Genomic DNA, 10,602 nt, shown 5'->3' on the forward strand with positions numbered 1-10,602 from the left:
CGCGCGGCGCGGCGAACCTGCCGGTGCGGCTACTTCAGCTCGACCAGGCGCGCGAGGTAGGTGGTGTCGCCGACGTTGGTGAGCATGTGCACCGCGCCCGGGTCGCGGTAGACCACGCCGCCGGTCGGCTCGTCGGCGTCGATGGTGGTGCCGTCGATCGTCTGCACCACGTTCTTGGCGCCCTGGATCGCCACCACCAGGTACGGGTGGTCGTGGCGGTGCAGCGGCTGCCGCTCACCCGGCTCCAGCCGGATGTGCCAGACGCGTACGCGGTCGTTCTCGTACACGATCTCCTGGCCCACCGGGCCGAGTTCGAGGTCGGCGGAGAGTTCGGTCATCGTGGTCCGTCCAGTCGGGGGAGCACCTCGGCGGCGATGAGCTCCACGTGGTCGAGATCGTCGAAGTCGATCAGGCGCAGGTGCACCCGGGTGGCCCCGATCGCGGCGAACTCGCCGATCCGGTCGACCAGCTGGGCGGGGGAGCCGACCACCGGGTCCTCCGGCGGCAGCGCGCTCGTGACGTGCAGCGGCGCGGCCCGGCGCTGCGCCTCGGCGTCGGTGCGTCCGATCGCCACCACGATGCCGGCGGAGAGCGTCAGGGGCGCGCGGCCGGAGGCGTCCCGCCCGGCGCGGTCGCACGCCTCCCGCACCCGCTCGTACGCGGCGGCGGTCTCGGCCACGCTCTTGAACGGCATGTTGAACTCGTCGGCGTAGCGGGCGGCCAGCTCGGGGGTGCGCTTCGGTCCCCGGCCGCCGACGATCACCGGCGGGCCGGGCTGCTGCACCGGCTTGGGCAGCGCGGGCGCGTCGACCAGCCGGTAGTGCTCACCGGTGAAGCTGTACGTCTCGTCGGACGGGGTGCGCCACAGCCCGGTGACGATCTCCAACTGCTCGGCGAGCCGGTCGAAGCGCTCACTGACCGGCGGGAACGGGATGCCGTACGCGGTGTGCTCGCGCTCGTACCATCCGGCGCCGATGCCCAGCTCGACCCGGCCGCCGCTCATCCGGTCGACCTGGGCGACCATGACGGCGAGCGGCCCGGGGAGCCGGAACGTGGCGGACGTGACGAGCGTGCCGAGCCGGATCCGGGAGGTCTCCCGGGCCAGCGCGGCGAGCGTCAGCCAGGCGTCGGTGGGGCCGGGCAGCGCCGGCTCGTCCCCCATGGCCCGGTAGTGGTCGGCCCGGAAGAAGCCCTCGAAGCCGGTCTCCTCGACCAGCCGGGCGAACCGGAGCTGGTCGTCGTAGTCCGCACCGCGGTGGGGTTCGGTGAACACCGAGACCCGCATGGTCACCGGCCTCCCACGGGTACGCCGGGGGCGTCCCGCTCCATCAGCAGTTCGTGCAGCTCGGCACTGATCCGCGCGACGTCTTCCAGGTGTTCGTGGCGGCCCAGCGTGCGCGGCCGGGGGACGTTCACCTCGACCACCTCGCGGATGCGGCCGGGGCGCGGGCTGAGCACGACTACCCGGTCGGCGAGCAGCACCGCCTCGTCGATCGAGTGGGTGACGAAGACGATCGTCGCCTTCGTCTCCATGTGCACCCGCTGGAGTTCGCCGGAGAGTTCCTCGCGGGTGAGCGCGTCGAGCGCGGAGAACGGCTCGTCCATGAGCATCACCCGGGGCGAGCCGATCAGCGACCGGCACAGCGACACGCGCTGCTGCATGCCGCCGGACAGCTCGTGCGGGAGGCGCTTCTCGAAGCCGCCCAGCCCGGCCATCTCCAGCAACTGGCGGGCCCGGTCGCGGTGCTCGGCGCGGCGCCAGCCGAAGATCTCCACCGGCAGCAGCACGTTGTCCAGCACCGAGCGCCAGGGCAGCAGCGCCGGACGCTGGAACAGCATCGCCACGTCGCGGCGAGGCTTCGTGATCGGCGTACCGCCCACGGTGATCTCACCGCCGGTGACCGGCAGCAGGCCGGCGATCATGCGCAGCAGCGTGGACTTGCCGCAGCCGGAGCGGCCGAGGACGGCGACGAACTCGCCTTCGGCGACGTCGAGGTCGATGCCGCGCAACGCCTCCACCCGCCCCGAACGGCCGTCGAAGGTGCGGGACACCCCGGACAGTCGGATCATCTTCCGCCGGCTCCCTTCCACGTCGTCCCAAACGCGAGCCGGGCTAGCGTAGCGGACCGTGCTTATAGCACCGTCCGGGGTGGACGTCAGTCCGCTTTCCGTCACGCAACTTCGTTTCCGTTCCGCAACCGGGACGGCGGCGGCAGGTCATCTGGCTTCTCGTACGCTGTTGCGCGCGAAGAGTCCCCTCACGACGGTCCAGTCGGCCGAACCCACCTGCCGACCCCGTCGGACCCACGACCCGACCGGCGAAGAAGTCCTGGTCGGAAAGGACATGGTGCACTGATGAGAAGGCTGACCCGTACGGTCGCCGCCGCGGCTATGGCCACCGCCCTCGCCCTGGTGGGCGGCTGCAGCAGCGACTCGGAGAAGTCCGAGAGCGGCGGCGGCAACGGCGCGGCGCTGGAGAAGGTGACGTACCTCACCTCGTTCGGCAACTTCGGGCGTGACTCCTACGCCTGGGTGGCGAAGGACAAGGGCTTCTTCAAGGAGGCCGGTTTCGACGTCGACATCAAGCCCGGTCAGGGCACCGGCTCCGTGATCCAGACCATCACCGGCGGCCAGGCCGACTTCGGCCCGATCGACCTGACCGGCGGCATCCTTCAGCTCGGCAACGGCCAGGCGAAGGACTTCGTGGCGGTGGCCGCGATCCAGCAGCGCACCATGGCCGCCATCGTCACGGTCGAGGGCAAGAACATCGCCACGCCGAAGGACCTCGAGGGCAAGAAGCTCGCGGACACCCCGACGTCCGTCGTGCGCAACCTCTTCCCGACGTACGCCCGGCTCGCCGGCATCGACGGCAGCAAGGTGACCTGGGTCAACGGTGAGGCGCAGGGCCTGATCGGCATGCTCGGCTCGGGCTCGGTGGACGGCATCGGCCAGTTCGTCGTCGGCCAGCCGACGGTGGAGACGGTGACCAAGAAGAAGCCGGTCGTCCTGCCGTACAGCAACGTGATGCAGGACCTCTACGGCAACGCGCTGATCACCTCGTCGAAGATCGCCAAGGAGAAGCCGGAGATGGTGAAGAAGTTCACCGCCGCGCTGCTCAAGGGCCTGGAGTACTCGCTGGCCAACCCGGACGAGGCGGGCGAGATCCTGAAGAAGAACGTGCCGGCCGCCGTCCCGGCTGCGGCGTCCGCCGAGCTTCAGCTGATGGCCGCGTACGTCCGGTCGAGCAACTCCGGCACCGCGATCGGCACGCTGGACAGCGGCCGGGTCGCCAAGAGCATCGCGCTGCTCCAGGGCGCCGGTGCGCTGAAGCAGAACCTGACCCCCGACCAGATCATCGACTTCAACCTCGCGCCGAAGGCCTGACCGGTCCGCTCGGGCCAACGGGGGTGCGACCCGCCGGACACCCCGGTGGGGCGCACCCCCTTCCCGTGCCGGTCACACGGACCGGCGCAGAGAGGAGGACACGTTGACACAGTCGACCGAGGCCCGGCCGGAGGCGCCGCCGCGCCCGGCGGTCCGGCGCGGGATGGCCGTACGCCCGGCGGCGGTCGGATTGCCGGCGCTGGGACTGGTGATCGCGGTGGCGGCCTGGTGGCTGGTCACCTCGGGCCTGAACCTGGTGCACCCGGCCGCGCTGCCCCCGCCGCAGGCGGTGGGGAAGTCCCTCGCCGGCACCACCGAGGTGCTGCTGCCCGCGCTGGGCATCACCACCTGGATGACAGTGTTCGGCTTCCTGCTCTCGTCGGCGGCCGGGGTGCTGATCGGGATGGCGCTGGCCGCCTCCCGCCGGGTGGAGCGGATGTTCGCGCCGCTGCTGGTGGCGGTGAACGCGGTCCCGAAGATCGCGTTCGGGCCGCTGCTCGTGGTCGCGGTGGGCTGGGGGCAGAAACCCATCCTGACCATGGTGTTCCTGCTCTGCTTCTTCCCGATCGTGCTCTCCACCGCCACCGGTCTGACCACCACCCCGGCGGACCTGGCGGAGCTGGGCCGGTCGCTCAACGCCTCGTGGTGGCAGTCGTTCCGCAAGGTGCGCTTCCCGGCGGCGCTGCCGCAGATCTTCGTCGGGCTCAAGGTGGCCATGCCGCTGGCCGCGATCGGCGCGGTGATCGGGGAGTTCTACTCCGACCGTCCGGGTCTGGGTTACCAGATCCTCCAGTACAACGGCGTCGGTGACACCGCGACCGCCTGGGCTGCGATCGTGCTGGTGGCGCTGATGAGCATCGTGCTCTACGCCGTCCTGAGCCTGGTCGAGCGGCTGGCCCTGCCCTGGGTGCGGGCCACCACCTCAGCCCGCTAGCCACTGACCCGAGAACCCGACGTCGACCGAGAATCCAGAAAGAAAACCTCAACCCACGGATGGCGGCTGACCACGACAGGCGTGGCCCCACCGCAACCGGCGCAGGGATCAAGCTTGACCGCCCGGAGCCGGTTGCGGTGGGGCCACGCCCCCAACAGTGACTAACCAGCGAGCCGCCAACGACCACCACGAGCCACCAGCGTCGTCAACGCCTGCGGCATCAACCCGGAGTGGTTGTCCGGCGTCATCCGGATCGGCCCGGACAGCCCGTCGAGCTGCGAGGTCTCCAGCACGTCACGCAGCGCGTCCCGGTCGACCTCGCCCGGCTCGCCGCCGGCCCGCTGCTCGGCGTCGGCGATCAGCTGGACCGCGTCCGCCGCGAACGAGGAGAAGCCGTTGTAGCCGCCGAACCGGGCGGTGTAGTCCTGGAACCACTGCCGACGCGCGGCCTTCGCCGGGGTGGTGGCGATCACGTCGTCGATCACCATGGTCTGGGTGAAGATCAGCGTGGCCTCCTCGGTGGAGCGGGCCGACGGGCCGAGGAAGAGGTCGCCGGCGGCCGTGGCGTCGAAGAACAGCGAGCCGCGGAACTTGCTCTGCCGGGCGGTGGTGGCGGCGAGCGTCGCCTGCTCCGGCGTGGTCCACAGGACCAGGGCCTGCGGCTTGCGGGCGATCAGCTCGTTGATCTGCGTGCCGACCTCGGTGTCGGTGGCGCGCACCGACTCGTTGCCGACCAGCTTGACCGTGGTCTTGCTCAGTTCGCGGCGCAGGGCGGTGAGCCCTTCCTGGCCGTAACCCTCGGCGCTGTGCAGCAAGGCCACCTTGCGGACGCCGCGCCGGTCCAGTTCCGCGGCGAGCGCGGCGGCGCTGTCGGTGGCGTTCGGGGCGAGCTTGAAGACATATCGGCGCTCGGCCACCGGCTCGGTGACCGCGCTCGACGACGCGAGTGCGATCGTCGGAATGCGCTTCTCACCGATCGTGCGGGCCGCGCCGACGGCGCATTCGTTGCAACCGCCCATGATGACGGCGCTCACCCGTGAGTCACCGCTGAAATCATTGATGTTCCGCAAGGATTCCGCGGCGTCCGAGCGGTTGTCCTTGACCCGCAGATCGATCTTCCGGCCGCCCAGTGCGCCCGAGGCGTTCAACTGCTCGACCTTCAGTTCCAGAGCCCGTTGGTAGACCTTGCCGACCGGCGCCGAGGCGCCGGAGAGTTCCAGGTCGGCGGCGATCACGATCGGGCTGGTGTCCTGCGGTTCCCCGCCGATCCCGCAGCCGGTGAGCGTGGTGGCCAGCACGGCCGATGCGAGCGCCGCGATGCGCGCGGAGCGGATGGGGCTCAACTCAGTCCTCCAGGTGCGGCGCGGGCCGACGCCCGATCACCGCCGCTCGTCCGTCCTCAGTGGAGGAACGGGATTGGTTTGCCGTACGGTGTGCGCGAAGCCTGCAAAACCTTGCCAATGCCGGGGCCTGTGGTCAAGCCGGGCCGTCGAGTGCTGTTTCGGGACAGCCATCCCACATGCTGGGGACACGGAACATTAACTGACAATTACTGCACAGATGCGTGTGACCACTCTGGAGTGACATCCCCTGATCAGGGGGTCGGAGAAAAGAAGGTATTAGGTGATCGGATCACGGGTTGCGTCGACCGCGACCGTTTCCTGCCTCACCGCGGCTTCCCAAACAGGATCTCGTCTGATGAAATCGCGGCCGTGCCGCGCGTGGCGCTGGCCGCTGCACCAGGCACGGGTCAGCGGGTCACGCGTGGAAGAAACGACGGAGGCGATGTCGTGAGCACCGGACCTACGACCCTGCCCGGGAGCCCCAACGCCGAACAGCGGAACCGGCGCCGGCTCCTGCCCAGGCTGCGCGACGCGCGGATCCGCTCCAAGCTCGCCCTCATCCTGGTCGTTCCGGTCGCAGCTGTCATCGCGCTGGCAACTATCCGACTCATCTCGGTGGGCCAGGGCGCGTACGAGGCGGACCAGGTCCGGTCGCTGAGCGCGGTGTCGGTCGACATCGCGGCGCTCACCCAGGACCTGCACAAGGAGCGCATGGCGGCGGCGGTCTTCCTGGCCGACCCGAACCAGAAGCCGGACGCGTACAACCTGCGGGTGCGTCAGACCGACGAGCGCATCGCGGCGTACCAGGACGAGCGGGGCAAGCTCGGCGACGTGACGGGCGCGATCAGCAACCAGCTCAAGGTGATCGACGCCCACCTGTCCACGTTGAACGGCACCCGCCAGGAGGTGCTGGACCGGCTGCAGATGCCGGTGGCCGAGGCGAGCCTGCGCTACGGCATCGTGCTGGACGACCTGGTCGCGTACAGCGACGCGCTGGCCCAGCAGCCGGGCGCGGACAGCCTGGCCGACGCCCGCCGCGCGGTGGCCGCGTTCGCCCACGCCAAGGCCGAGGTGGCCGAGGAGCAGGCGGTGGCCTTCACCGCCCTCGACGGCGGAAGGATCGACGAGGAGCAGTTCTCGTCCTTCGTGGCCACGCTGACGGGTCAGCAGGAGGCGCTGCTCACCTTCTCCCGGTCCGCGACGCCGAGCCAGCGGGCCCTGGTGGACCGCACCGTCTCCGGTGACGCCGTCCAGCTCGCCGACCGGGTCGCGGGCGACATCTCCCGGTCCATCGGGCGTCAGGCGCTGGTCACCCGCGACGAGGCATCGGCCGCCATCGGCGCGGTCGACGACCTGATGCGGTGGGCCGAGATCCAGCTCCTGGACGACATGCTGGCCGACGCCGACGAGGCACGCGCCGACGTGATCCGGCAGGCGATCGTGGAGAGCCTGCTCGTGCTGCTCACGCTCGCGGTCGCGGTGACGCTCGCCGTGGTGCTCGCCCGCTCGCTCAACGACTCGCTGCGCCGGCTGCGCGAGGGCGCGCTCGCCGTGGCGAACCACGACCTGCCGGACGCGGTGAGCCGGCTCCAGAACGTCAACGCCATCGGTGACGGCGGTGTGGACGAGATCGTCCAGCAGGTACGGGATCCGATCAAGCTGAGCAACCGCGACGAGGTCGGTCAGGTGGCTGTGGCCTTCAACGTGGTCCACCGGGAGGCGGTCCGGGTCGCGGCCGAGCAGGCCGCGCTGCGGACGAGCGTCTCGGCGATGTTCCTCAACCTGGCCCGCCGCTCGCAGAGCCTGGTCGACCGGATGATCGGTGAGCTGGACGCGATCGAGCGTTCCGAGGAGGACCCGAAGCGGCTGGCGCAGCTGTTCGAGCTGGACCACCTGGCCACCCGGATGCGCCGCAACGACGAGAACCTGCTGGTGCTCGCCGGCGCCGACTCGGCCGTGCCGCGTCGCGACGACGCGCTCCTGGTCGACGTGCTGCGCGCCGCGCAGTCTGAGGTCGAGCTCTACAACCGGATCGAGTTCGGCACCGTCGACACCGACATCTCGGTGGCCGCGCACGCCGTCAACGACGTCGTCCGGCTGGTCGCCGAGCTGCTCGACAACGCCACCCGGTTCTCGCCGCCGAACACCACAGTGGTGGCCGACGGCCGCCGGATCCGCGACTACGTGCTGATCCAGATCGAGGACCGCGGTCTGGGCCTCAGCGACGACCAGCTCGACTCGCTCAACCGGCGACTGGCCGCGCCGCCGACCGTCGACGTGGCCGCGTTCCGGCTGATGGGTCTGGCCGTGGTGAGCCGGCTCGCCTCCCGCTACGGGATCCGCGTCGAGCTGCGCCGCAACGTCGAGGGCGGCACAGTCGCCCAGGTCACGCTGCCGAACTCGACAGTGGTGCTGCCGGCCAACCGGGGCCAGGCCCCGCTGACCCGGCCGCGTCAGCCGCTCGCCGTCGAACAGTCGCCGCTCAGCCAGGTCGGCGCCGCCGACGCGCTGGCCGGCGCCGGGCGGGGCGCGGCCACGGCGACGCTCGCCGACCAGTGGCGCGGGGCGACCACCGCTCCGCCGTCGCGGTGGCAGACGCCCGGCGAGACGCGCGACACCACGCCCGCCGTACAACTGGGTGGGGCGACCGGTGCGCTGCCCACCGTGGCGGCACCCGCTCCGGTGGCGGCGGCGCCCGCTACCGCGCCGGCTCCGGTCTCCGGAGCAGGCTGGTCGGCCGGGGGACCGACGGTGGCGTACCCCGCGCTCGACCCCCTGCCCAAGCGGACGCCGGGTGTCGAGACCGCGCAACCCGCGACCCAGGCCGCGCCTCCGGCCTACCAGCCGCTCGCGGCGGCGCCGGCGGTGGAGAGCACCCCGGCGACGCCGGTGGTGGCCCGGCCCGAGCAGCGGGCCGAGGCGCCGATATTCCGTGAGATGGAGGCGGTCTGGTTCCGTTCGCACGGAGAGGACGAGACCACCATCTTCACCCGTCCCACGTTCGACGAGCCGCCCGTGCCGGCACAGCCGGCGGTGGCGCCCCCAGCGGCGCCGGCGCGTCCGAAGCTGCCCACCCGTACCCCGGGGGCCCAGGCGTCGGGGCTGACCACGTCGACCACGCCGTCCGCGTACAGCCCGCCGGAGGTTCCGTCCACGCCGCCGGCGGCCGCGACGCCGCCCCCGCCGCCGCCCGCCGCCGCGCCCGCGCCCGCGCCGCCGATCGACCCGGAGGCCTGGCGTACGGCGGCCGACGAGGGCTGGTCCCGGGCCAGCCGTGCCGCGGAGCCCACCACCGGCGGCACCACCCGCTCCGGCCTGCCCAAGCGGGTGCCGCAGGCCCAGCTCGTGCCCGGCGGGATAGAGCCGAAGAGCGGCCGGGACCGCAGCCGGCGCACGCCGGACGAGGTACGCGGTCTGCTCTCCGCCTACCACCGTGGCGTCCAGCGGGGCCGTACGGCCGGCGCCGACCTGAACAGCACCTCGACCAAGGAGACGAACCGATGAACAGGCCGGCGGCCATGCAGGACATGGGGTGGCTTCTCACCAACTTCGCCGACAGCGTTGCGGGTATCGCGCACGTGGTGGCGGTGTCCGCGGACGGGCTGCTGCTCGCCTCCTCCCGGGACCTGCCCGGTGACCGGGCCGACCAGCTCGCCGCGATCACCTCCGGCGTGGTGAGCCTGACCGAGGGCGCGGCGCGGATGTTCAGCGCCGGCGGGGTGTTGCAGACCGTCATCGAGATGGACAGCGGCTACCTGTTCCTGATGTCCATCAGCGACGGTTCGTCGATGGCCGTCCTCGCGGCGCGCAGCTGCGACGTCGGCCAGGTGGGTTACGAGATGGCGCTGCTGGTCGAGCGGGTCGGCCAGGCACTGGTCCCGCTGCCGAGAGACGCGGTCCGGTCCTGATCGGACCGGGGCGCTGACGACCGGAGCCGGTGCGGCTCCGAACGAGGGGAGGTGATCGCGAGATGGACCCGCGACGTGATCCACGTGGCGCGCTGGTGCGGCCGTACGCGGTCACCCGGGGCCGCACCGAGCCGTTGCAGAACATCGCGCTCGAAGCGGTGCTGTCGAGCACGCCGACGCAGTCGGCCGAGGCGCGCTTCGCCGGGCACGACAAGTACCGCATCTCCTCGGTCTGTGAGGGCCGGGCGCAGTCGCTTGCGGAAATCGCCGCTTACACCCGGATGCCGCTGGGCGTCACCCGGGTGCTGGTCGCCGACATGGTGGCCGAGGGCCTGCTGACGCTACACACTGCCGCTCCCGCGACGGGTTTCGCGGCGCGGATGAACCTGCTTGGAAGGGTGCTAAGTGGACTTCGCGAACTATGACCCCGACGGGGTGAACCGCGGCCGGGAGATCATCTCCGCGAAGATCGTGATCGCGGGTGGCTTCGGCGTGGGCAAGACGACACTTGTCGGAGCGATCTCCGAGATCCAGCCGCTGACCACCGAGGCGCTGATGACAGCGGCCGGCGTGGGCATCGACGACGCGTCGAAGGTGCCGGGCAAGGAGACCACCACGGTCGCCATGGACTTCGGCCGTATCACCATGGCCGAGGACCTGATCCTCTACCTGTTCGGCACGCCGGGCCAGACCCGCTTCTGGTTCATGTGGGACGAGATCATCCGGGGCGCGGTGGGCGCGGCGGTGCTGGTGGACACCCGCCGGATCACCGACGCGTTCGCGCCGCTGGACTACTTCGAGAACCGCAAGCTCCCGTACGTCGTGGCGTTGAACCGCTTCGGCGACGCGCCGCACTACGAGCTGGAGGAGGTCCGGGAGGCGCTCGCCATCTCCCCGGACGTGCCGATGGTCCTGTGCGACGCCCGCCAGCGGGACTCGGTCAAGCAGGTGCTGGTCACGGTGGTCGAGCACGCGATGCTCCGCCTCCAGGCCGAGCACGGCTACCCGGCCTCGGTGGGCTGACCGCCTGCGG

At 71.3% G+C, this 10,602-nt stretch carries 10 protein-coding genes; 6 read left to right on the plus strand and 4 right to left on the minus strand.

Annotated elements, in window-relative coordinates:
- Positions 1-29 precede the first annotated feature (29 nt).
- The 3 genes from IF06_RS0105360 to IF06_RS0105370 are packed head-to-tail and all read right to left on the minus strand — an operon-like array spanning position 30 to position 2,070.
- Positions 30-338 (minus strand): cupin, encoded by a 309-nt coding sequence (locus IF06_RS0105360; protein WP_013288595.1) that lies wholly within the window; start codon positions 336-338, stop codon positions 30-32.
- Positions 335-1,285: an LLM class F420-dependent oxidoreductase gene (locus IF06_RS0105365; RefSeq protein WP_013288594.1), complete on the minus strand. Its 951-nt coding sequence runs from the start codon at positions 1,283-1,285 to the stop codon at positions 335-337. Before IF06_RS0105365 ends, IF06_RS0105360 begins: the two co-directional genes overlap by 4 nt.
- Positions 1,286-1,287: 2 nt before the next feature.
- The gene (locus tag IF06_RS0105370; protein ID WP_013288593.1) at positions 1,288-2,070 is read right to left on the minus strand and encodes an ABC transporter ATP-binding protein; all 783 of its coding nucleotides are present in this window, start codon (positions 2,068-2,070) and stop codon (positions 1,288-1,290) included.
- Between the two features lie 285 nt (positions 2,071-2,355).
- On the opposite strand from IF06_RS0105370, the gene IF06_RS0105375 reads away from it, so the two are divergent.
- Positions 2,356-3,384, plus strand: coding sequence for an ABC transporter substrate-binding protein (locus IF06_RS0105375; RefSeq protein WP_013288592.1), 1,029 nt, complete (start codon positions 2,356-2,358; stop codon positions 3,382-3,384).
- A 163-nt stretch (positions 3,385-3,547) separates the two neighbouring features.
- Positions 3,548-4,318 (plus strand): ABC transporter permease, encoded by a 771-nt coding sequence (locus tag IF06_RS0105380; RefSeq protein WP_225319577.1) that lies wholly within the window; start codon positions 3,548-3,550, stop codon positions 4,316-4,318.
- Between the two features lie 161 nt (positions 4,319-4,479).
- Here the strand turns inward: IF06_RS0105380 and IF06_RS0105385 are convergent, their stop codons facing one another.
- Positions 4,480-5,661 (minus strand): ABC transporter substrate-binding protein, encoded by a 1,182-nt coding sequence (locus tag IF06_RS0105385; protein ID WP_013288590.1) that lies wholly within the window; start codon positions 5,659-5,661, stop codon positions 4,480-4,482.
- A 447-nt stretch (positions 5,662-6,108) separates the two neighbouring features.
- On the opposite strand from IF06_RS0105385, the gene IF06_RS0105390 reads away from it, so the two are divergent.
- The 4 genes from IF06_RS0105390 (at position 6,109) to IF06_RS0105405 (ending at position 10,592) form a co-directional block, all read left to right on the plus strand.
- Positions 6,109-9,165: a sensor histidine kinase gene (locus IF06_RS0105390; protein ID WP_030269368.1), complete on the plus strand. Its 3,057-nt coding sequence runs from the start codon at positions 6,109-6,111 to the stop codon at positions 9,163-9,165.
- Positions 9,162-9,569 (plus strand): roadblock/LC7 domain-containing protein, encoded by a 408-nt coding sequence (locus IF06_RS0105395; protein ID WP_013288588.1) that lies wholly within the window; start codon positions 9,162-9,164, stop codon positions 9,567-9,569. Before IF06_RS0105390 ends, IF06_RS0105395 begins: the two co-directional genes overlap by 4 nt.
- Before the next feature lie 62 nt (positions 9,570-9,631).
- Positions 9,632-9,994: a DUF742 domain-containing protein gene (locus IF06_RS0105400; RefSeq protein ID WP_013288587.1), complete on the plus strand. Its 363-nt coding sequence runs from the start codon at positions 9,632-9,634 to the stop codon at positions 9,992-9,994.
- Entirely contained in the window at positions 9,975-10,592 is a 618-nt protein-coding gene (locus IF06_RS0105405; RefSeq protein WP_013288586.1) for a GTP-binding protein, read from the plus strand. Before IF06_RS0105400 ends, IF06_RS0105405 begins: the two co-directional genes overlap by 20 nt.
- Positions 10,593-10,602 lie beyond the last annotated feature (10 nt).

It is taken from the genome of Micromonospora globosa (genome assembly GCF_000717585.1).
Classification (GTDB): Bacteria; Actinomycetota; Actinomycetes; order Mycobacteriales; family Micromonosporaceae; genus Micromonospora; species Micromonospora aurantiaca.

Coding starts and splice junctions, on each gene's coding strand:
- IF06_RS0105360 (WP_013288595.1), bottom strand. CDS start 338: ATGACCGAACTCTCCGCCGACCTCGAACTCGGCCCGGTGGGCCAGGAG.
- IF06_RS0105365 (WP_013288594.1), bottom strand. CDS start 1,285: ATGCGGGTCTCGGTGTTCACCGAACCCCACCGCGGTGCGGACTACGAC.
- IF06_RS0105370 (WP_013288593.1), bottom strand. CDS start 2,070: ATGATCCGACTGTCCGGGGTGTCCCGCACCTTCGACGGCCGTTCGGGG.
- IF06_RS0105375 (WP_013288592.1), top strand. CDS start 2,356: ATGAGAAGGCTGACCCGTACGGTCGCCGCCGCGGCTATGGCCACCGCC.
- IF06_RS0105380 (WP_225319577.1), top strand. CDS start 3,548: ATGGCCGTACGCCCGGCGGCGGTCGGATTGCCGGCGCTGGGACTGGTG.
- IF06_RS0105395 (WP_013288588.1), top strand. CDS start 9,162: ATGAACAGGCCGGCGGCCATGCAGGACATGGGGTGGCTTCTCACCAAC.
- IF06_RS0105400 (WP_013288587.1), top strand. CDS start 9,632: ATGGACCCGCGACGTGATCCACGTGGCGCGCTGGTGCGGCCGTACGCG.